The 20,325-nt window shown below is 72.2% G+C and carries 18 protein-coding genes and 3 tRNA genes; 11 read left to right on the plus strand and 10 right to left on the minus strand.

Going from position 1 to position 20,325, the window contains the following annotated elements:
- Positions 1–263: 263 nt before the first annotated feature.
- The 3 genes from ACFYO9_RS25490 (at position 264) to ACFYO9_RS25500 (ending at position 5,061) form a co-directional block, all read left to right on the plus strand.
- Positions 264–2,252 carry a hypothetical protein gene (locus tag ACFYO9_RS25490; RefSeq protein ID WP_358778566.1) on the plus strand — a complete coding sequence of 663 codons (1,989 nt, stop codon included), beginning with the start codon at positions 264–266 and terminating at the stop codon, positions 2,250–2,252.
- 282 nt (positions 2,253–2,534) lie between these two features.
- Positions 2,535–4,022, plus strand: a complete 1,488-nt coding sequence (locus ACFYO9_RS25495; RefSeq protein ID WP_355814798.1) for a N,N-dimethylformamidase beta subunit family domain-containing protein — start codon at positions 2,535–2,537, stop codon at positions 4,020–4,022.
- A gap of 142 nt (positions 4,023–4,164) precedes the next feature.
- Positions 4,165–5,061, plus strand: a complete 897-nt coding sequence (locus ACFYO9_RS25500) for a phosphoribosylaminoimidazolesuccinocarboxamide synthase (RefSeq protein ID WP_355814633.1) — start codon at positions 4,165–4,167, stop codon at positions 5,059–5,061.
- A 79-nt stretch (positions 5,062–5,140) separates the two neighbouring features.
- Here the strand turns inward: ACFYO9_RS25500 and ACFYO9_RS25505 are convergent.
- The 8 genes from ACFYO9_RS25505 to ACFYO9_RS25540 form a co-directional block, all read right to left on the minus strand.
- Positions 5,141–5,213 (minus strand) — tRNA-Gly (locus tag ACFYO9_RS25505).
- A 23-nt stretch (positions 5,214–5,236) separates the two neighbouring features.
- A complete protein-coding gene (locus tag ACFYO9_RS25510; protein ID WP_358710110.1) occupies positions 5,237–5,845 on the minus strand; it encodes a response regulator transcription factor in 609 nt (202 codons plus the stop codon).
- Positions 5,842–7,149 carry a histidine kinase gene (locus ACFYO9_RS25515; protein ID WP_358779181.1) on the minus strand — a complete coding sequence of 436 codons (1,308 nt, stop codon included), beginning with the start codon at positions 7,147–7,149 and terminating at the stop codon, positions 5,842–5,844. Before ACFYO9_RS25515 ends, ACFYO9_RS25510 begins: the two co-directional genes overlap by 4 nt.
- Positions 7,150–7,160: 11 nt before the next feature.
- A complete protein-coding gene (locus ACFYO9_RS25520; RefSeq protein WP_358779182.1) occupies positions 7,161–7,976 on the minus strand; it encodes an ABC transporter permease in 816 nt (271 codons plus the stop codon).
- Positions 7,973–8,929: an ABC transporter ATP-binding protein gene (locus ACFYO9_RS25525; RefSeq protein WP_358710113.1), complete on the minus strand. Its 957-nt coding sequence runs from the start codon at positions 8,927–8,929 to the stop codon at positions 7,973–7,975. The genes ACFYO9_RS25520 and ACFYO9_RS25525 overlap by 4 nt, the downstream gene beginning before the upstream one ends.
- A 159-nt stretch (positions 8,930–9,088) precedes the next feature.
- Positions 9,089–9,164: transfer RNA gene (locus ACFYO9_RS25530), tRNA-Gly, on the minus strand.
- Positions 9,165–9,243: 79 nt separating this feature from the next.
- Positions 9,244–9,315: transfer RNA gene (locus ACFYO9_RS25535), tRNA-Gly, on the minus strand.
- Positions 9,316–9,437: 122 nt separating this feature from the next.
- Positions 9,438–9,755 carry an Lsr2 family protein gene (locus ACFYO9_RS25540; protein ID WP_355814646.1) on the minus strand — a complete coding sequence of 106 codons (318 nt, stop codon included), beginning with the start codon at positions 9,753–9,755 and terminating at the stop codon, positions 9,438–9,440.
- A 344-nt stretch (positions 9,756–10,099) separates the two neighbouring features.
- Here ACFYO9_RS25540 and purS point away from each other — a divergent pair, with 344 nt between their 5' ends.
- From purS to ACFYO9_RS25565, 5 genes are all read left to right on the plus strand, one after another.
- A complete protein-coding gene (purS, locus tag ACFYO9_RS25545) occupies positions 10,100–10,387 on the plus strand; it encodes a phosphoribosylformylglycinamidine synthase subunit PurS (protein ID WP_355814650.1) in 288 nt (95 codons plus the stop codon).
- The gene (gene purQ / locus ACFYO9_RS25550) at positions 10,384–11,064 is read left to right on the plus strand and encodes a phosphoribosylformylglycinamidine synthase subunit PurQ (RefSeq protein WP_355814653.1); all 681 of its coding nucleotides are present in this window, start codon (positions 10,384–10,386) and stop codon (positions 11,062–11,064) included. Before purS ends, purQ begins: the two co-directional genes overlap by 4 nt.
- Entirely contained in the window at positions 11,061–13,310 is a 2,250-nt protein-coding gene (gene purL, locus ACFYO9_RS25555; protein WP_358779183.1) for a phosphoribosylformylglycinamidine synthase subunit PurL, read from the plus strand. The genes purQ and purL overlap by 4 nt, the downstream gene beginning before the upstream one ends.
- A gap of 116 nt (positions 13,311–13,426) precedes the next feature.
- Positions 13,427–13,933: a helix-turn-helix domain-containing protein gene (locus tag ACFYO9_RS25560; RefSeq protein WP_358779184.1), complete on the plus strand. Its 507-nt coding sequence runs from the start codon at positions 13,427–13,429 to the stop codon at positions 13,931–13,933.
- Between the two features lie 66 nt (positions 13,934–13,999).
- Positions 14,000–14,857: a M23 family metallopeptidase gene (locus ACFYO9_RS25565; protein WP_358779185.1), complete on the plus strand. Its 858-nt coding sequence runs from the start codon at positions 14,000–14,002 to the stop codon at positions 14,855–14,857.
- Here ACFYO9_RS25565 and ACFYO9_RS25570 read toward each other — a convergent pair.
- Entirely contained in the window at positions 14,808–16,301 is a 1,494-nt protein-coding gene (locus ACFYO9_RS25570) for an MFS transporter (RefSeq protein WP_355814663.1), read from the minus strand. The two genes, ACFYO9_RS25565 and ACFYO9_RS25570, sit on opposite strands and share 50 nt — an antisense overlap.
- A gap of 77 nt (positions 16,302–16,378) precedes the next feature.
- Between ACFYO9_RS25570 and ACFYO9_RS25575 the strand changes: the two genes are divergently transcribed.
- From ACFYO9_RS25575 to ACFYO9_RS25585, 3 genes are all read left to right on the plus strand, one after another.
- Positions 16,379–17,041, plus strand: a complete 663-nt coding sequence (locus ACFYO9_RS25575; RefSeq protein ID WP_358710120.1) for a TetR/AcrR family transcriptional regulator — start codon at positions 16,379–16,381, stop codon at positions 17,039–17,041.
- A gap of 10 nt (positions 17,042–17,051) precedes the next feature.
- Entirely contained in the window at positions 17,052–17,852 is an 801-nt protein-coding gene (locus ACFYO9_RS25580) for a sterol carrier family protein (protein WP_358779186.1), read from the plus strand.
- A 114-nt stretch (positions 17,853–17,966) separates the two neighbouring features.
- Positions 17,967–18,845, plus strand: coding sequence for an META domain-containing protein (locus tag ACFYO9_RS25585; RefSeq protein ID WP_355814672.1), 879 nt, complete (start codon positions 17,967–17,969; stop codon positions 18,843–18,845).
- A 19-nt stretch (positions 18,846–18,864) separates the two neighbouring features.
- On the opposite strand, the gene ACFYO9_RS25590 is transcribed toward ACFYO9_RS25585, so the two are convergent.
- Positions 18,865–20,286 carry a sulfatase-like hydrolase/transferase gene (locus ACFYO9_RS25590; RefSeq protein WP_358779187.1) on the minus strand — a complete coding sequence of 474 codons (1,422 nt, stop codon included), beginning with the start codon at positions 20,284–20,286 and terminating at the stop codon, positions 18,865–18,867.
- Between the last annotated feature and the right edge of the window lie 39 nt (positions 20,287–20,325).

A 20,325-nucleotide genomic window follows, 5' to 3' on the forward strand; every position in this document is an offset into this window, starting at 1 on the left:
TGGATCCGGGGCCTTTTCGGCATCCACCTTTAGCCAAAGCCATTCCATCGAGTGACCGGTGGCCCATCCGGCTGACGGGGCGGGACGCCCCAACTAGGGTGCGGCGCAAGCGTTCAAGGCCCCCAGAGCCAAACAGACCACCGGCATTGCGATGTCGGTGGCGGGTGCCACAGTGGGGGAGTGAGCAACGCCAACGCCATTGATGTGCGCCGCCGGCCCAGGCCGGCGGCCGAACAGTAAGGCAGCAGGGGGTGCCATCGGTCGTGTCAGGTACGGGTGTGGAGGTGGGCGCGCAGGCCGCGCGCTCCCGGGCCCTCGCCGTGCTGCGCCTGCGCAGCCGGGCGCTGGCCGTCGCCCTGCTGCCCGCGGCCGTGGCCGTCGTGCTGCTCGCGGCCGGGGCCACGGGCCACGCGGGCGGCGGGAGTTGGGACGTCGCGCGCTGGGTGGTCACCGGCGTCGCCGTGCTCGTCCTGCTCGGGGCGGCCGGTGTGGCGCTGGTCGTCGCGCGGGCCAGGCCCGCGCTGAGCCCCACCGTCCCGATCGCCGAGGAGTCCGCCCCCGACCTGTACCGGCTGGTGCGCGACCTCGCCGACCGCCTCGACGTGCCCGCGCCCTCGGCCATAGCGCTCACCCCGGACTGCGACAGCTGGCTGGAGGACCGCACCCACCCCGCGCACGGGCCGCCCGCCGTGGCTCCCTCCGCCGCCCCCGCGGGCGCCGGCTCCCCGGCCGCCCCGCCCTCCACCGCTCCCGTCCTCGTCATCGGCTCCCCGTTCCTGTGGTGGATGCGGGTCGGTGAGCTGCGGGCCGTGCTCGCCCCGGTCGTCGCCGGTACGGGGCCCTCCGCGCACCCCGACATAGCCGCCGCCCGGCGCTTCGTGCGCGGGCTCGACGCCGCCGTCGCGGTCGCCGCCGCCCCCGGCCGGGGCGCCATCCCGCGCGTGGTGCTCGGGGGCGTCGGCCGGGTCGCCCGGCTCCTCCTGCGGCACTGCCGGGTGCACGCCGCCGAGATGGAGCGCGGCGTCGCCGCGGCCGCCGCCGAGCGCGCCCAGGCCGTGGACTACGGGGTGCGGATCGTCGCCCAGGAGCAGGTCGGCCTCGCGTACGCGGGCTGGGACCGCCTCCTCACCCGGGTCGCGCTGCCCGCCTGGCGCATGGGCCGCTGGCCCTCCCGGCTCGACGCGGGCGTGGTCTCCGCGCTCACGGAGCTCTCCCGCAGGGACCGCCTCGCCGAGGGCTTCGCCTCGCGCCTGGGCGAGCGCCCCGCCTGTGACCTTCTGGAGGAGCCCGGTTCGGTCGACGAGGCGGCGTCCCTGCTCGCCGCCCGCCTCTTCCACGGCGGCCCTGCGGAGGCGAGCCCGGACTGGGCGCCGGTGGCCTGGCAGGATTATCCGGACGAGGTCGTCGACCGGAAATGGCGCATCGACGCCGCCCGGCTGCACCGCGTCCTGGACTCCCTCGGCGTCAGCCACTCCGCCGACCCGACGGCCCCCGACCCGGAAGGACCGACCCTCGGCCGCGTCCTGGACCACCTCGCGACGGCTCCCCCGGGCGTTACGGAGAGTGATGGGGCGTGGAGCGACGGGCCGGTGGGCGGGGCCGACGCGGCACGGGCGGCTGAGGTCCACGAGACCCGTGCGGGTAGTGGGGCGTACGAGGCCCGTGAGGGGGGCGGGGCGTACGAGGCCCACGATGCCCCGGAGACTGACGCCGACTTGACCGACGTAACCGACGAGGCCCGCGACACCGCTGCCGTCGACGTGGAAGGCACCGCCGACGACACCGACCCCGACACGTACGCCGACACCGCCAACGCCAACGCCGACCCCGACGCCGACGACGACGCCGACGAAGAGAGCCGTGGCGGTCGGCTCGCCGCCGGCCTGACCGCCGAGCTGGCCCGCGAGGAGGCCGCCACCCCGCCCCGCCCCGCGCCCACCGGCCAGGGCCCCGACGAGGCCCTCTGGGACGACGGCGCCCTGCCCCTCTTCCCGCTCCAGCCACCCCGTACGGGCCGTGAGCTGCTGGCCGACCACGTCACGGCGATGGTGTGCTGCGCCGCGGTGGACACCGCGGGAGCCGCTCCGGGCCTCGACTGGCTCGACGGCCCCGCCCTGCTGGTCGGCGGCGAGCGCGCGGCGGACCTCGCGCCGCGCGTCCGGAGCCTCGTCGAGGACGGCGACCCGTCCCCGCTGCGGGACTGGCTCGCCCGCCTGGGCATCCGCCCGGAGAAACCGGTCCGCCTCGTCTGACCCCGAGCACCGCCCCCGCCCCGCCCCCGGGAGGGGGCAACCGTCGACCGCACTAGGGCGCCCCGCCCCGCACCAAAGCGTCCCGCCCCGCACCACAGCGACCCACCCCGCGTGCCGCCTTCCGCCCCGGCGTCCGGAATGTCACTCTCCGTTCACATCAATTCGCGACGAACGGTGACGGCGTGCCTGCGTAATGTGATGTGCTGGGAACCGGCCGCCGGACCACCACGCACCACCGGGCGGCACGCCAGGGGGAGCGAGGGAGGGGCAGAGATGGCAGAGATGAGGTCGGAGCCGATCCGCCGCTGGGAATCGGGCGCGCTCGCCCACGCCGTGTCGGACCCTTTCGGCCAGGGCCCGCTGCCCTGGCTCCGCGGAGCCGAGCACTACTTCGACGACACCGGGCACGTCGTGCCCTGGTACGTCGACCACGCCCCGGCCCCCGGAGCGAACATCCCCGCGCCCCGCACCGGCGGCCCCCGCAACGCCGACGACGTGCACCGCCAGATCAAGGGGTTCACCTCCACCGGCGCTGCGGCCCCGGGCGAGGCGATCGACTTCCACGTCACCGTCGACCCGCCCCAGCAGTTCAGCGTCGACATCTACCGCATCGGGCACTACGGCGGCGACGGCGCATCGAAGATCACCACGAGCCCGCGCCTCTCCGGCATCGTCCAGCCGCCCCCGCTCACCGCCGACCGCACCGTCTCCTGCCACCACTGGTGGCTCTCCTGGCGCCTGCAGATCCCCGCCTACTGGAGCATCGGGGCGTACGTGGCGGTCCTCACCACCGCCGACGGATACCGCTCGCACGTCCCCTTCACCGTCCGCGACGACCGCCGCGCCGACCTCCTGCTGCTCCTGCCGGACGTCACCTGGCAGGCGTACAACCTCTACCCGGAGGACGGCCGCACGGGCGCCAGCCTCTACCACGCGTGGGACGAGGAGGGCGGCCTCCTCGGCGAGAGCGAGGCCGCCGTCACGGTCTCCTTCGACCGGCCGTACGCGGGCGCGGGCCTCCCGCTGCACGTGGGCCACGCCTACGACTTCATCCGCTGGGCCGAGCGGTACGGCTACGACCTCGCGTACGCGGACGCCCGCGACCTGCACGCCGGCCGCATCGACCCCACCCGGTACCGCGGCCTGGTCTTCCCCGGCCACGACGAGTACTGGTCCACGACCATGCGCCGCACCACCGAGCGGGCCCGCGAGCACGGCACCTCGCTGGTCTTCCTCTCCGCCAACACCATGTACTGGCAGGTGGAGTTGGGCCCCTCCCCGTCCGGCGTCGCGGACCGGCTGCTCACCTGCCGCAAGCGGCGCGGCCCCGGCCGTCCGGCCCTCTGGCGCGAGCGGGACGGCGGCAAGGGGGCCGAACAGCAGCTGCTCGGCATCCAGTACGCGGGGCGCGTCCCCGAGCCGCGCCCCCTCGTCGTCCGCAACGCCGACCACTGGCTGTGGGAGGCCACCGGGGCGCACGACGGCGACGAGATCGACGGCCTCGTCGCGGGCGAGGCCGACCGCTACTTCCCGCGGACCGCGCTCCCCGAGCACCAGGGCCGCATCCTCCTCGCCCACTCGCCGTACGAGGACACCGAGGGCGTCACCCGCCACCAGGAGTCGTCCCTCTACCGCGCCCCCTCCGGCGCCCTCGTCTTCGCGTCCGGCACCTTCGCCTGGTCCCCTGCGCTCGACCGCCCCGGCCACGTCGACCCCCGCATCCAGCGGGCCACGGCCAACCTCCTCGACCGCATCTGCAAGCGCGACTGAGCCCCGTCCGCAAGCGCGACCGACCCCCGTCCGCACCCGGCGCCGGGCGCCTGCCCGCGGCCGCGCGCCCGACCACTGGCCAAAACCGCACGCCCCATGCGGGAGAATCGACCTCACTTGGCCAGAACCACGGGAGGGAACCGTGTCCGGATTCGTAGAAAAGCCCGAGCCTCTTGAGGTCCCGGGCCTTGTCCACCTCCACACCGGCAAGGTGCGCGAGCTGTACCGGAACGAGGCGGGCGAGCTCGTCATGGTCGCCAGCGACCGCCTGTCCGCCTATGACTGGGTGCTCCCCACGGAGATCCCCGACAAGGGCCGCGTCCTCACCCAGCTCTCCCTGTGGTGGTTCGACCAGCTCGCCGACCTCGTGCCGAACCACGTCGTCTCCGCGGAGCTGCCGCCGGGCGCACCCGCCGACTGGGAGGGCCGCACCCTCATCTGCAAGCCCCTGCAGATGGTCCCGGTCGAGTGCGTGGCCCGCGGCTACCTGACCGGTTCGGGCCTCGTGGAGTACGAGGAGACCCGCACCGTCTGCGGTCTCGCCCTGCCCGAGGGCCTGGTCGACGGCTCGGAGCTGCCCGCGCCGATCTTCACCCCCGCCACGAAGGCCGCCGTCGGCGAGCACGACGAGAACGTGTCGTACGAGGAGGTCGCCCGCCAGGTCGGCGCGGAGACCGCGGCGCAGCTGCGCCAGACGACCCTCGCCGTCTACGGCCGGGCCAGGGACGTCGCGCGCGAGCGCGGCCTGGTCCTCGCGGACACCAAGTTCGAGTTCGGCTTCGAGGGCGAGACGCTGATCCTCGCCGACGAGGTCCTCACCCCCGACTCGTCGCGCTTCTGGCCGGCCGACCAGTGGGAGCCGGGCCGCGCCCAGCCCTCGTTCGACAAGCAGTTCGTGCGGGACTGGCTGACCTCGCCGGCCTCGGGCTGGGACCGCAGGAGCGAGCAGCCGCCGCCGGCCCTGCCGCAGGACGTGGTGGACGCCACCCGCGCCAAGTACATCGAGGCGTACGAGCGGCTCACCGGCACGCCCTGGTAGCCACCCGGCAGCCACCGCCCCGCATCGGCGGGGACACGAGAAAGGCCCCGGTCCAGTGGACCGGGGCCTTTCTCTGCGGAGCGGACGACCAGGTTCGAACTGGCGACCTCAACCTTGGCAAGGTTGCGCTCTACCAACTGAGCTACGTCCGCGCTGCGCCGAAGCGCGAGGCCAACTATACCCAACCTCGCTCGCGGGCGAGACGCACCGCCGCGTGCCGGTTCTCCGCCCCGATCTTGGTGGCCGCCGACGAGAGGTAGTTGCGGACGGTCCCCTGCGACAGTGCGGCGCGTTCCGCGATCTCCGCGACGGGTGCTCCGTCGGCGGCGAGTTCGAGGACCTCGGCCTCGCGGGCGGTCAGCGGGGAGTCCCCGGCGGAGATCGCGTCGGCGGCCAACTCCGGGTCCACGTAACGGTTTCCGGCGTGCACGGTGCGGATGATCTCGGCGAGCCGCTGGGCGCTCACGGTCTTCGGCACGAAGCCGCGCACCCCGACCGCGAGGGCCCGCTTGAGATGTCCCGGTCTGCCGTGACTCGTCACGATCATGGTCCGGCAGTGCGGGAGTTCGTCCCGCAGGGTTGTGGCGACACTCACACCGTCGGCGCCCGGCATCTGCAGATCGAGCACGGCGACGTCGGGCCGGTGGGCCCGTGCCATGGCCAGCGCCTCAGGACCCGAGGCGGCCTCGGCGACGACGGCCAGGTCGTCCTCCAGGGCGAGCAGGGCGGCGAGCGCGCCCCGGATGAGGTGCTCGTCGTCGGCGAGCAGCACACGAAGGCTCACAGCAGGGCTTCTTCCTCGGCAGGGTCTGCGGGTTCCCGAAGGGCGGCGCGGTCGGAGCGCTGCGGCGGCACCTCGGCGCGGAGCCGGAAGGAGCCGTCGGCGGACGTCCACTCCAGCGTCCCGCCGACCGCGGCGAGGCGTTCCCGGAGTCCGGCGAGGCCGGTGCCGCGGTGGCGGGGCGGGTCCCCTTCCGCCGTGCCGTCGCGGGCCGGGGCCTCGGTCACCCCGTCGTTCTCGACGACCAGCCTCGTGTGCCCGTCGGCCGCCGCGAGGGTGATGTCGCACCGCCGGGCGTCCCCGTGGCGCAGCACGTTGGTGGCCGCCTCGCGCACGACCCAGCCGAGGGCCGACTGGACGGCGGCGGGCAGCCCGGTCGCAGAGCCGGTCACCCGGCAGCGGATCCCGGCCGCCTCCAGGACGCCCTGCGCGCCGGTGAGTTCCACGCCGAGGTCGATCTCGCGGTAGCCGCGCACCACTTCCCGTACCTCCCGCTGCGACTCCTGGGCGATGCGCTGCACCTCGACCATCTGGTCCACCGCCTCGTCCCTGCCGCGCCGGGCGAGCTGCACGGCGAGCTCGCTCTTGAGGGCGATGACGGCGAGATTGCGCCCCATCACGTCGTGCAGGTCCCGCCCGAACCGCAGCCGCTCCTCGGCGACCGCGAGCCGCGCCTCGACCTCGCGGGCCCGGTCGGCCTCCCACATCACGGAGAGCGTCCAGGCCCCGCAGCGCGAGGCGAACAGGGTGAGGACGCCGCCGAAGACGATGAACCCGGCGAGCGCGAGGAGCCGGCCGTCGCGCACGCCCGCGGCGGTGAACCCGGCGACGATCAGCACGTCGAGGACCGCGATGCGGATCAGATACGTCCGGATCGGCACCGCGAAGGCCAGCGCCTGCCCGAACGGGATCATCAGGTACATGGCGGTGAGGGAGAGCAGGCCCTCCTTGACGCTGTCGGTGGCCTGCAGGCCGATCGCCACGCCATAGGCGACGGTCATCAGGGCGATGGCCACGCCCAGGTCGCGGCGCGGCATCGCGCGCCGCTTCAGGAAGTGGTCGAGCGAGCGCCGCATCGTGCGGTTGGCGTGCACGCACTGGACCGCGCCCAGGACGATCAGCGTCCAGCCGAGTACGTGGGCCGTGACGCCGGGGCGCAGGCTCAGGCCCAGCGGCAGGGAGCTCCAGCTGAGGTAGAAGATCCAGGGCAGCGCATGCCAGCTGGCGAGGCTCTGGAACTCGACCTTCTCGATCTTGCTGCGGCCGTGCCAGCCACGCTGCCAGGCCCGTACGCGGCCGAGTAGCACCCGGTACCTCCTCAGTGGCGCGGTTCCCAGCGGAACCATCGTCGTACAGCAAACACCGCGAGCAGGGTCCAGGCCACCGCCGTGCCGAGGGCGCCGAACGCGTCCCCCGCGGAGAGGTTGCCGGCCCAGCCGCCCCGGATGAGTTCGATGACGGAGGAGAGCGGGAGCAGCTCGCAGACGGAGGCCAGCTTGTCGGGCATGACCTCGAGCGGGACGAAGAGCCCGGACCCGAGCATCGACACGAAGATCAGCGGCAGGCTCATGACCTGCGCGGACTCGGTCGACCGGCTGAAGCTCGCGGTGACGGCGGCCAGCGCGGTGAACATGACGAGGCCCATGAGGACGCCGAGGACGACGAGATGGGGCGCGCTCGGGGCGCCGGCGTCCAGGAGCACGGCGCAGCCCCCGGCGAGGATCAGGCACTGCACGACGCCGATGGAGACCGACGGCAGCGCGGCACCCGCGAGGATCTCCGGGTCGCGCAGCTCGCCGGTGCGCAGCCGCTTCAGGACGAGCTCCTCGCGCCGTGCGGTGTAGACGGCGGTCAGCGCGGAGTAGACGGCGAAGAGCAGGGAGAAGCCGAGGGCGGCCGGCAGTACGACGGTCCCGACGTCGAGCCCGGTGCCTTCCAGGTCCATGTCGGTGGCGGTCTGCTTCATGGTGACGGGGATGATGAACGGCACGAACAGCGCCGCGAACAGCGTTCCCTTGCTGCGCAGGAGCAGTGTGAGCTCGGCGCGGGCCAGCGCCCGCATCCGCCGGGCCGGGGTGGTCAAGGTTGGAGTGGGGGTGGTCCGCTCCGGGGTGGTCGCCGTGAGGGTGCTCATGCCGCCATCTCCTTCATCTCCTTCTCGCCGGTGCCGTGCTCCGCGTCGCGGGCGATGCGCAGGAACGCCTCCTCCAGGGAGGCCGCCCGTACGTCGAGCCCGGTCAGTTCGACGCGTGCGTCCCTGGCCCACAGCAGCAGTTCCGTGGCGGTGCGCTGCAGTTCGCCGGTGCGCATCCGGATGCGGCGGCCGGTGACCTCGTGTCCGCTCACGCCGAGTGCGGCGAGCGGCGGCAGGTCGCCGGGGAGGTAGCCCTCGGGCAGTTCGAAGGAGACGTGCGAGGGCTGGGCGGCGACGACGTCGGCGACGCGTCCCTCGGCGGCGATGCGGCCCTCGTGCAGGATCGCGAGCCGGTCGGCGAGCTCCTCGGCCTCTTCGAGGTAGTGCGTGGTGAGCAGGACGGTCGTGCCGTTGTCGCGCAGTTCCCTGACCAACTCCCAGGTCTCGCGGCGCCCTTCGGCGTCGAGTCCGGTGGTGGGTTCGTCGAGGAAGAGCACCTCGGGGCGGCCGATGAGGGCCAGCGCGAGGTCGAGCCGCCGCTTCTCGCCGCCGGAGAGCTGCTTCACGCGGACGCCGGCCCGCCTGCCCATCCCGACGGCCTCCAGGGCCTCGGCGGCGGGCCGCGCCCCGCTGGTGCAGCCCGCCCACATCCGTACGGTCTCCGCCACGGTCAACTCGGCGGGAAAGCCGCCCTCTTGGAGCATCACGCCGATGCGCGGGCGCACCGCGGCCCGTTCGGTGTACGGGTCGTGTCCGAGCACCCGCACCCGGCCGCCGGCGGGCGCCGCGAGTCCTTCGAGGAGTTCCACGGTGGACGTCTTGCCGGCTCCGTTGGTGCCGAGCAGCGCGAAGAGCTCGCCCTGCCCCACGGAGAAGGAGACCCCTCGTACCGCTTCAAAACCGCCCCCGTACACGCGCCGGAGATCGCTCACGTCGATCACTTGGTCCGTCATGTCTCCAGCGTCGCCGGGCCGCGGGGGCGTCGGCAGTGCGCGGTGTCACCGGCCCGCATGACAAATGTCAGAAGGCGCGTTCGCGATACGCGGGCACCTCGCTCGCGGTACGCGGGAACATGAAGAAGGCCCCGGTCGAATCGACCGGGGCCTCTCATCTGGAGCGAACGACGAGGTTCGAACTCGCGACCTCAACCTTGGCAAGGTTGCGCTCTACCAACTGAGCTACGTTCGCATTGCCTCCGACCAGCTCTCACTGACCGGCGCGTGCATCAGCATACCGCAACCGGAAGACCGGTCCGTGAGCGATGCAGAGCGGGTGACAGGAATTGCACACTGCGCCTTCCCCCTGGAAGGGGGATGTTCTACTACTGAACTACACCCGCAAGACTCCGTGAGGTCCGGCCCTTCGGCCGCGCCCCTCGGCGTGCTCCAGACTTTAGCCGACCGGGAGGGGTGCAGCGCAAGTCGGTTGCCGCGGGGGGCGCGGGCGGCGCGTCCTGCGGGGTCAGTTGGCGGCCTCGAAGGCCTCGTAGACCCGCTTCGGGATGCGGCCGCGGGGCGGGACGTTCATCTGGTGCGACCGGGCCCAGGCGCGGACCGCCGACGGGTCGGGGGAGATCGCCGTGTGCCGGAATGCGATCCCGGACCTGGACTGCTTGCGGGCCGCCTCCAGGTAGGGGGCGAGGGCCGTGCGCAGTTTCTTCGCATTGGTTTGGCTGAGGTCGATCTCGTACGACGTTCCGTCAAGACCGAACGCGACCGTTTCCGCCGCTTCCCCGCCGTCGATGTCGTCAAAGAGAGTGACCACGACACGTTGCGCCACGAATATCGGTCCCTTCGCGCGGCTCTACCGCCTGACATGCGGTGATGCCGACTGCACGGATGTTTTGGCCAAAGTATCGACTATTGCCATTTCCTTTGTACAGTGCCCGGCAATGCATTGTGAAGCCTGTCCTAATACCTCCGCGTGTCAGGCTCCAATGACGAGGCGTGATCTTTCATGGATTCATCGTGAAGGTTCTCGCTTCGAAACCGGTTCGAGTGCCGGAACGTGACCGTCATCTCGTAGGTTGCTACGAATCTACGCGAGTAGAAATTTTGTGCCGGTAGTCTGAAGGAACCTGCTCAGCGCCTTGCGGCAGCACACGCCAGCACCACACACCGGGAGTGCCAGTGGCACGCGTCGTAGTCGACGTCATGCTCAAGCCGGAGATCCTCGACCCCCAGGGCCAGGCGGTGCAGCGTGCACTGCCGCGCCTCGGTTTCCAGGGCATCTCCGACGTACGTCAGGGAAAGCGCTTCGAACTCGAGGTGGCGGGGCCGGTCGACGCCCCCGCCCTCGCCCGTATCCACGAGTTGGCGGAAACCTTCCTCGCCAACACCGTGATCGAGGACTTCGTCGTAAAGGTCGAAGAAGCCCCGAAGACGGAGAAGGCCGAGGAGGCCGCGAAGTGACTGCTCGAATTGGAGTCGTCACTTTCCCGGGAACCCTCGACGACCGCGACACCCAGCGCGCCGTCCGCGTCGCCGGCGCCGAAGCCGTGCCGCTGTGGCACAAGGACAAGGATCTCAAGCAGGTCGACGCGGTGGTGCTGCCCGGCGGGTTCTCCTACGGCGACTATCTGCGGGCCGGCGCCATCTCGCGTTTCTCCCCGGTGATGGAGTCCGTCATCGAGCAGGCGAAGGCCGGAATGCCGGTCCTCGGCATCTGCAACGGCTTCCAGGTGCTCACCGAGACGCACCTGCTGCCCGGCGCGATGCTGCGCAACAACCACCTGCACTTCGTCTGCCGCGAGCAGAAGCTGCGGGTGGAGAACGGATCGACCGCCTGGACCGCCGACTACACGGCCGGTCAGGAGATCCTCATCCCGCTGAAGAACATCGACGGGCAGTACACCGCCGACGAGCGGACCCTGGACATGCTGGAGGCCGAGGGCCGCGTCGCCTTCCGCTACCTCGACGGCAACCCCAACGGTTCGCTCCGTGACATCGCCGGCATCACCAACGAGGCGGGCAACGTCGTCGGCCTCATGCCGCACCCCGAGCACGCGGTCGAGCCGCTGATCGGGACCGGCCGCACCGACGGCCTGGGATTCTTCACCTCGATCCTGAAGAAGCTGGTCAACGCATGACTCTGGACACCGTCAAGCACGCGGCCGAGACGCCCGACGTCAAGCTCCCCTGGGCCGAACTGGGCCTGAAGGAGGACGAGTACGAGCGCGTCCGCGAGATCCTCGGCCGCCGCCCGACCGGCGCCGAGCTCGCGATGTACTCCGTCATGTGGTCCGAGCACTGCTCGTACAAGAGCAGCAAGGTCCACCTGAAGCAGTTCGGCGAGAAGGTCCCCGAGAACGACGCGATGCTCGTCGGCATCGGCGAGAACGCCGGCGTCGTCGACGTCGGCCAGGGCTACGCGGTCACCTTCAAGGTCGAGTCGCACAACCACCCCTCCTACGTCGAGCCCTACCAGGGCGCGGCCACCGGCGTCGGCGGCATCGTGCGCGACATCATCGCGATGGGCGCCCGCCCGGTCGCGGTCGTGGACCCGCTGCGGATGGGCGCGGCCGACCACCCCGACACCAAGCGCGTCCTGCCCGGCGTCGTCGCGGGCATCGGCGGCTACGGCAACTGCCTTGGCCTGCCCAACATCGGCGGCGAGCTCGTCTTCGACGCCTGCTACCAGGGCAACCCGCTGGTCAACGCCGGTGCCATCGGCGTGATGCGGCACGAGGACATCCACCTCGCCAAGGCGTCCGGGCCCGGCAACAAGGTCATCCTGTACGGGGCGAGGACCGGCGGCGACGGCATCGGCGGCGCCTCCATCCTGGCCTCCGAGACCTTCGACGACACAAAGCCGTCGAAGCGTCCCGCCGTCCAGGTCGGCGACCCCTTCCAGGAGAAGCTCCTCATCGAGTGCACCCTGGAGGCCTTCGCCGAGAAGCTCGTCGTCGGCATCCAGGACCTGGGCGCCGCCGGACTCTCCTGCGCCACCAGCGAGTTGGCGTCCAACGGCTCCGGCGGCATGCGCGTCGAGCTGGACGACGTGCCGCTGCGCGACTCCACGCTCACCCCTGAGGAGATCCTCATGAGTGAGTCGCAGGAGCGCATGTGCGCGGTGGTCGAGCCGGAGAAGGTCGAGCGCTTCCTCGCGATCTGCGAGAAGTGGGACGTCATCGCCACCGTCGTCGGCGAGGTCACCGACGGCGACCGTCTGGAGATCTTCTGGCACGGCGAGAAGATCGTCGACGTCGACCCGCGCACGGTCGCGCACGACGGCCCGGTCTACGAGCGCCCGTACGCCCGCCCGTCCTGGCAGGACGCCCTCCAGGCCGACGACGCGAACAAGCTGGCCCGCCCGGCCGGCTCGGCCGAGCTGCGCGAGCAGGTCCTCAAGCTGGTCGCCGCGCCGAACCAGGCCGCCAAGTCCTGGGTCACCGACCAGTACGACCGTTTCGTGCAGGGCAACACCGTGCTCGCGCAGCCCGAGGACTCCGGGATGATCCGGATCAACGAGGAGACGGGGCTCGGCGTCGCCATCGCCACCGACGGCAACGGCCGGTTCGCGAAGCTCGACCCGTACAAGGGGGCGCAGCTCGCGCTCGCCGAGTCGTACCGCAACGTCGCCGCGTCCGGCGCCAAGCCGCTCGCCATCTCCGACTGCCTGAACTTCGGTTCGCCCGAGGACCCGGACGTCATGTGGCAGTTCGCCGAGGCCATCCGCGGCCTCGCGGACGGCTGCCTGGAGCTGGGCACCCCGGTCACGGGCGGCAACGTCTCGCTCTACAACCAGACCGGTGAGGCGGCGATCCACCCGACGCCGGTCGTCGCCGTGCTCGGTGTGATCGACGACGTCGCGCGGCGCACGCCGATGGCGTTCAAGGAAGAGGGCCAGCTCCTCTACCTGCTCGGTGACACGCGCGAGGAGTTCGGCGGTTCTGCCTGGTCGCAGGTGGTCCACGGGCACCTCGGCGGGCTGCCGCCCGAAGTCGACCTGGCGCGCGAGAAGCTGCTCGCCGAGATCCTCATCTCGGCCTCGCGCGACGGCATGATCGACGCCGCGCACGACCTGTCCGACGGCGGCCTCGTGCAGGCCGTCACCGAGTCCTGCCTGCGCGGCGGTAAGGGCGCGCGCCTGGTCGTCCCGGACGGTCTGGACGCGTTCACCTTCCTCTTCTCCGAGTCGGCGGGGCGCGCGGTCGTCGCCGTGCCGCGGAGCGAGGAGCTGCGCTTCACCGACATGTGCGGGGCGCGGGGGCTGCCGGTGCGCCGCATCGGTGTGGTCGACGGTGACGCCGTCGACGTACAGGGCGAGTTCACGCTGCCGCTGAGCGAGTTGCGCTCGGCGCACGAGGAGACGATCCCCGGGCTCTTCGCCTGACGATTCACCGTCGCGGCCCCCGTTCGGACCTGGTCCGGGCGGGGGCTTCGGCGTTCCCGGGCGCCGGTGGGGCAGCGGGCTTGCATGGGATTACGTAATTACGTAATCTCGCACTCATGGATCTGGAAGAGCGCGTCGCCGAGCTCGAACGGCGCATGGCGGAGCTGGAGGGCGCGGGTCCGGTCGCGCCCGCCGTGGGCGAGGGCGACTTCTGGGCCCTCGACGCCCTGAAGGCCCGGCACCCGGTGACCGAGGAGGCCGACGGCGCCGTCCTGTTCACCGGCTCGGTGCGGGTGCCGACGGGACATCGGTACGACTGGCAGTACGGGCAGCTCACGGAGGCCCTGTTCGAGGGCGAGTGGTCGGACGCCGCCGAGTCGTTCGCCGCGCTCGGCCATCCCGTACGGCTGCGGCTGCTGCGGGAGATCCTCGGCGGTCTGCGCACCGCCGCCGAACTGGCCGCGCTCGACGACGTCGGCACCACCGGCCAGATCTACCACCACCTGCGCCAACTGACCGCCGCCGGCTGGCTGCACACCACCGAGCGCGGGCGGTACGAGGTCCCGGCAGGACGGGTGGTGCCGCTGCTCGTGGTGCTCACGGCCGCGCGTCCCGTCACCTGATCACCGTCACTTGATCGCCGTTGTCCGATCACCGTTGCCTGATCACCGTCGTACGAGGGGGAAGTCATGTCAGAAGGACGCCGCAAGCTCGCCGCAGTGGCCCAGCACGCGCTGTGGGTGGTCTTCTTCGTCCAGATCGTCGTCAGGTTCGTCACGGACCTGCCGTACGGCTACTGGGTGAGCTGGCTGCCCGCGCTCGGCGCGATCGCCATCGGCCTCGTGAACTCCCGCGCCGCCCGCCGCCGCATCGACCGCGCGCCCCGGACCCCGGTCGAGGTCGAGCCGCCGGTCACCGGCCGCTGGTCCGCGCTCAACAGCCCCGCCGACAAGGTGCCGAGCCACGGCACGCACAACTTCGGGCAGAGCTACGCCATCGACATCACGGCCGAGCCCGCGGAGGGTCCCGCCCGGCCCGTCCCCGTCTGGTTCTGGCCCGTCGCCCGGCGCGGCGAGGCGTACCCGGCGTTCGGGGCGCCGCTGTACGCGGTGGCCGACGCCACGGTCGTGCACGCCGAGGACCGCCAGCGCGACCACCTCAGCCGCAGCTCCCTCCTCGGGGTGCTGTACTTCTGGCTGGTCGAGAGCGTCGGGCGGACCGTCGGCGGGCCCCGCCGCGTCGTCGGCAACCACGTGGTCCTCGACCTCGGCGACGAGGGCACACACGCCGTGTACGCCCATGTCCGGCAGGGCTCGCTCGCGGTACGGGCGGGAGACAAGGTCGTCGCTGGGCAGCGGATCGGCCACTGCGGGAACTCCGGCAACTCCACCGAACCGCACCTGCACTTCCAGCTGATGGACGGCCCCGACCTGGACACCGCGCGGGGCGTGCCCTTCACCTGGCGCGGGGTCGGGGTGCCCGCGAGCGGCGAGGTGTTCACCGTTGCCGGGGAAGCCGCAGCGCGAGAGCGGTCCCGAGCAGCATGACCCCGGCGCCGCACAGGAACACGGTGTCGGTGGCGTCGACGTAGGCCCGTACGGCGGCGGCGTGGGCGCTCCCGGTCAGGCCGGGCAGTGCGCCGATGTCGCCGCCGGGGCCGTTTGCCGCGTACAGGCGGAGCAGGACCGTGCCGAACAGGGCGGTGCCGATCGCGTTCCCGAGGGTCTGGAAGAAGCGGATGCCCGTCGTCGCGACGCCCAGCTGGTGGGGCGGGGCGGAGTCCTGGGCGAGCTGGATGAGCTGTCCGATCAGCTGGCCGAACCCGGCCCCGGCCAGCAGGAGTTCGGCGCGGATCAGCCAGAGCGAGGTGTCCGGGCCCACGGTCGCGAGGAGCCCGAAGGCCACGGCGGCGGTCGCCGTGCCGCTGACGGTGAACGTCCGCGCGGACCAGCCGCGCGCGGCGAGGCGGCCCGAGAGCAGTCCGACGGCGGTCATGCCGGCGGCCATCGGCAGCAGATAGAGCCCGGCCGACGAGCTGGACACGCCCCGGGCGATCTGCAGGTAGACCAGCACGTAATAGATGACGCACATCATGGCGGCGCCGGTCAGGCCCTGGATGGCGAAGCCCCGGCGCAGCTGCGGGATGCGGAACAGGGAGAGCGGAAGGACCGGTTCGGCGGCCCTGGACTGCCGCCACAGGAACAGCGCGAGGGTGGCCGCGGTCGCGGCGAGCAGGCCGACGACGACGGGCGAGGACCAGGCGTACGTCTTGCCGCCCCAGTCGGTGACCAGGAGCAGCGCCACGGAGAAGGCGGCGGCGAGCGCGGCGCCCGGGTAGTCGACGGCGCGGCGCACGGCGGGGCGGCGCGGCAGCCGCAGGACGACGGCGGACGCGGCGAGGACCGCGATGCCGACGGGCAGGTTGACGTAGAAGATCCAGCGCCAGTTCGCGTGGTCGGCGAGGAGGCCGCCGAGCCACGGGCCGAGCGCCATGCCGCCGCCCGCGACGACGCCGCCGAAGCTGCCGCTCTTCGTGGACCTGCCGTCGGGGCCCTTGAGCTGGGCGAGCACCACCATCGTGACGCTCATCAGGCCGCCGCCCCCGACGCCCTGCGCGGCGCGGGCCGCGATGAGCTGGGGCATCGACTGGGCGGCGCCGCAGAGCGCGGAGCCGATCAGGAAGACGGTGACGGCGGCGACGAAGATCCGTTCGGCGCCGAGCACGTCGCAGAGTTTGCCGTACAGCGGGAGCATCGCGGCGCCGGCCAGGGCGTAGGCGCTGACCAGCCAGGGGATCGCGTCGACGCCGTGGACGGGGTCGAGGTCGCGGACGATCGGCACGGTCGCGGCGGAGACGATCTGCAGGTCGAGGACGGCGAGCACGATCGTGGCGAGACAGACGACGAGGGCGACCTTGCGCCGCCCCTCGGTCAGGAGCGGGGCGGGAGGCGCGTCGGACGCGTCGGATGCGACGGCGGGGGTCACGGTCATGGCCTCACCCTGCCCGTGAAAATGTACTGAGTCAATATTTCAGCTCGGGCAAAACTTCATCCTGGTACAGTACGGACATGGCTGAGGAAACCCTGGGGCTGCGCGAGCGCAAGAAGCGGCAGACCGCGATGCGGATCTGGCGGACCGCGCTCGACCTCTTCCTGGAGCGCGGGTACGACAAGGTCTCCGTCGCGGAGATCGCCGCCGCCGCCGAGGTCTCGAAGATGACCGTCTTCAACTACTTCGGCACCAAGGAGGACGTGCTCCTGCGCCCCATGGAGGACCACGTCGGGGACCCCGCCGACGCCGTGCGCCACCGTGCGCCCGGCGAGTCCGCGGTCGCCGCGGTCCGCCGCCAGTTCCTGGCCAAGATCGCCGAACGCGACCCCTCCATCGGGCTCTCCGGCGATCCGCGCCTGCTCCAGCTGCGCCAACTCATCGGCGACACCCCTGCGTTGGCCCGCCGCGCGATGATCTTCCAGATGCGCAGCACCGAGCTCCTCGCCGACGCGCTCGCCGAGGAGACCGGCGACCGGCTGATGGCGGGCATCGCCGCCCACCAGCTCACCGCGGCGCGGGACGCGGTCATCCTGGAGAACCACCGCAGGCTCGTCGCCGGCGACAGCGTCGACGCCATGGCCGACGACTGCGCGGCGCTGGCGGCCCGCGCCTTCGACCTGGTCGAAAAGGGACTTCAGGGATACCCCGGCAACGCACAGGCGGGTCCGTCGAGGCTTTAGGGTCGGCCCCATGCCACCGGCCAAGAAGCGCATGCGCGCGTACGATTCCACCAAGATCCGCACCGCCGTGCTCACCCAGTTCGGCGCCGTACGGGAAGCGGTCGCCGGCCTCACGCCCGAGCAGCTCGCCCGGCCCACCCGGCTCGGCGACTGGACGGTCCGCGAACTGGCCGCGCACCTCGCGATGGTGCTCGCCACCGTCCACCGCCACCTCGCCCTGCCGGAGCCCGCCCGGCACGAAGTCCCGCTCATGGACTGGCCGTTCGCCACGGTCACCGCGGCCGGGCAGGTCGACCGGGACACCCGGGAGATCGCCGAGGCCGCCGGCACCGACCTCGGCACGCTCTTCGCCCGCACCCTCGCCGGCATCGAGGAGTCGCTGCCCTCCGCGCCGGACGCGCGCCTGGTGCCGTCCCGCTTCGGCGCCATGACCCTGGCCGACTTCATGGTCACCCGTACCGTCGAACTCATCGTCCACACCGACGACTTGAACGACGCGGTGCCGGGCCTCGACGTCCCGTACGACCGTCAGGCACTGGCCGCCTGCACCCGGCTGCTCGCGGACGCCCTCGCCGTGAAGGCGCCCGGCGCCTCGACCGAGGTGCGCGTCCCGCCCTACGCGGTCGTGCAGTGCGTCGAGGGCCCCCGGCACACCCGCGGCACCCCGCCCAACGTCGTCGAGACCGATCCGCTCACCTGGATCCGCCTCGCGACCGGGCGCATGGACTGGGCGACGGCGCGCGAGACGGCGAAGGTGAGCGCGAGCGGGGAACGGGCGGACCTCTCGGGGCTGCTGCCGATCATGGGCTAGCGGTGCGGGGGTGGTGCGGGCACGGCCGCGATGCGGTGCGGGGCGGTGAGGCGCGGCGTCGACGCCTCCGGGGCCCGATGGAACCGGGACCCCCACTTGTCCCGTCACATCGTCATGCACACGCAACGTCTGACCCTCACCCTGACCGCACTGGCCTCCGCCGGACTGCTGCTCACCGCATGCGGCACCGAGTCCGGGGCCGGCTCCGACGGCGCATCCGACGGCGACTCCGGCGGCCGTTCCGTGCGGAGCGAGCCGGGCCTGACCGGCGTGCGCTGGCACGTCGACAGCCTCACCCTGGGCGGCAAGGAGCAGGACGCCCCGGCGGGCGCCTACCTCAAGATCGGCAAGGACGGGAAGGCCGGCGGCAGCTACGGCTGCAACGCGTTCGGCTCCGACGTGTCCGTCAAGGGCGACACCCTCGACTTCGGCACGCCCCGGATGACCAAGCGGGCCTGCATGGACGACGGCCGCATGAACTTCGAGAAGGACCTCGTCCACGCCCTCGGCGAGGGCAAGTTCACCGCGAAGGTCGCCGACGGCAGGATGACGCTCAGCACGCCGAAGGGAGACCGCGTGAACTTCACGTCCAAGCCCGCGGAGCCCAATGCCCCGCTGACCGGCACCCGGTGGCAGGTCAGCGCCGTCGGCGACGGCGGCACGGCCGCGGCCCTGCCGAAGGAGATGGACGGCAAGGTCCATCTGACCTTCGGCGAGGACGGCAAGGTGCGCGGCAACCTCGGCTGCAACACCGTCACGGCCAAGGCCGAGGTGGAAAACGGCCGCATCACCTTCGGCCCGCCCACGACCACCCGCAAGATGTGCCCCGGCGAGCCGATGAAGACCGAGCGCAAACTCCTGAAGCTCTTCGACGGCAAGGCGCGGTACGAGGTCCAGCAGAACACCCTGAAGCTCACGGCCGCCGACGGCACGGTGATCAGCGCGAACGCGGCCACGAAGGACGCGAAGACCACCAAGGACGCGAAGAAGTGACCGCGGGGGACCCTCCGTCTCACCCTTGTGGATAGGGCAGCAGCTCCCCCTCCGTCCGCTCCCACGCCGTCTTCAGTCCGGCGAGGAGCTCCGGCTCGTCCGCCGACCGGTCGGCCTGCTCGCGCCGGTCGGCCGCGAGGTCGAACAGCTGGTCAGGGCCGCCCTTGCCGCGGTAGTACTTCCACTTCCCGCGCCGCAGCGCCCGCTCCCCGCGCACCCGCCAGAAGAGCTCACGCTCGGCGAGCTCCGCGCCCCGCAGCAGATACGGGGCGAGGCTCGTGCCGTCCAGCGGGTGCGCGGGGTCCGGGCGCGCCCCGGCGAGCTCCAGGAGGGTCGCCGTCCAGTCCGGCGTGTAGACGGGCTCGTGGCTGACCTGCCCGCCGTCGATCCGCGCCGGCCACCGCACGAGGGTCGGCACCCGGATCCCGCCTTCCTTCAGCGACCCCTTGTTGCCGGACAGCGGCCAGTTGTACGAGAAGCGCTCGCCGCCGTTGTCGGAGGCGAAGAACACCAGGGTGTCCCGCTCCTGACCGGACCGCCGCAGCGCGCCCAGCACCTGCCCGACCGAGCGGTCCAGGTCCTCGACCATCTCCGTGTACTTCGCCACCGAGCCGCCGTCCTGGTGCCACAGCGCCCCCTCCTGCCCCGCCTTGATCCTGCGGACGATCTCCGCGCTCTCCTCCTCGTCGCCGTCCGCGATCCACGGCCAGTGCGGGGTGGTGAAGTTGAGGTTGAGCAGCCACGGCCGGTCGTGTGCGCGCCGGATGTAGTCACCGGCGCGCTCGGTGAGGATCCGCGTGTAGTACCGCAGGTCCTTGTACTCGGCGTCACCCTCCTTGACCGCGCCCTCGAAGAGGTCGTACTCCCCGCCGAGCCCCAGCTTCGAGTAGTACTCCAAGGCCCCGCCGAAGTTGCCGAAGAACTCGTCCCAGCCGGACTTCGTGGGGGAGTGGTCGGGCAGGTAGCCGCAGTGCCACTTGCCGATCAGGGCGGTCGCGTACCCGGCGTCGCGCAGCAGCGAGGCGAGCGTGGGGTGGTCCGGGTCGAGCCCCACCGACCGGTCGGCTATCGGTTCGGCGAGCCCGCCCTTCGTACGCCCGGGGTAGCGGCCCGTGTACAGGCTGAAGCGGGTGGGCGAGCAGGTCGACGAGCCGGCGTAGGCGTCCGTGAACCGCACGCCCTGGCGGGCGAGCCGGTCCAGGTTCGGGGTCTTGATGTGCGGCGCCCCATAGGAGGAGAGGTCGGCCCAGCCGAGGTCGTCGCCGAGGATGAAGAGGATGTTCGGCCGCTTGGCCCGCCGGGGCGCGGCGGCCCGGAACGGCCGCTCCTCGTCGTCGGCGCGCGCCTCGGTGGCGGGCAGCCCGACGGCGGCGGCGGTGGCCGAGGCCCCGACGACGCCGCCGAAGGCACGCCGGGACAGCTGGGATCCGTACGAAGACACAGGGCGCTCCTGAACGGGGCGCGGCGGCACGGCAGGCGG

It is taken from the genome of Streptomyces sp. NPDC005863 (genome assembly GCF_042871345.1).
In the GTDB taxonomy this organism is placed as follows: Bacteria; Actinomycetota; Actinomycetes; order Streptomycetales; family Streptomycetaceae; genus Streptomyces.

Coding starts and splice junctions, on each gene's coding strand:
- ACFYO9_RS25570 (WP_355814663.1), bottom strand. CDS start 16,301: ATGACCGTGACCCCCGCCGTCGCATCCGACGCGTCCGACGCGCCTCCC.
- ACFYO9_RS25585 (WP_355814672.1), top strand. CDS start 17,967: ATGCACACGCAACGTCTGACCCTCACCCTGACCGCACTGGCCTCCGCC.
- ACFYO9_RS25565 (WP_358779185.1), top strand. CDS start 14,000: ATGTCAGAAGGACGCCGCAAGCTCGCCGCAGTGGCCCAGCACGCGCTG.
- purL (WP_358779183.1), top strand. CDS start 11,061: ATGACTCTGGACACCGTCAAGCACGCGGCCGAGACGCCCGACGTCAAG.
- ACFYO9_RS25580 (WP_358779186.1), top strand. CDS start 17,052: ATGCCACCGGCCAAGAAGCGCATGCGCGCGTACGATTCCACCAAGATC.
- ACFYO9_RS25575 (WP_358710120.1), top strand. CDS start 16,379: ATGGCTGAGGAAACCCTGGGGCTGCGCGAGCGCAAGAAGCGGCAGACC.
- ACFYO9_RS25560 (WP_358779184.1), top strand. CDS start 13,427: ATGGATCTGGAAGAGCGCGTCGCCGAGCTCGAACGGCGCATGGCGGAG.
- ACFYO9_RS25495 (WP_355814798.1), top strand. CDS start 2,535: ATGAGGTCGGAGCCGATCCGCCGCTGGGAATCGGGCGCGCTCGCCCAC.
- ACFYO9_RS25525 (WP_358710113.1), bottom strand. CDS start 8,929: ATGACGGACCAAGTGATCGACGTGAGCGATCTCCGGCGCGTGTACGGG.
- ACFYO9_RS25520 (WP_358779182.1), bottom strand. CDS start 7,976: ATGAGCACCCTCACGGCGACCACCCCGGAGCGGACCACCCCCACTCCA.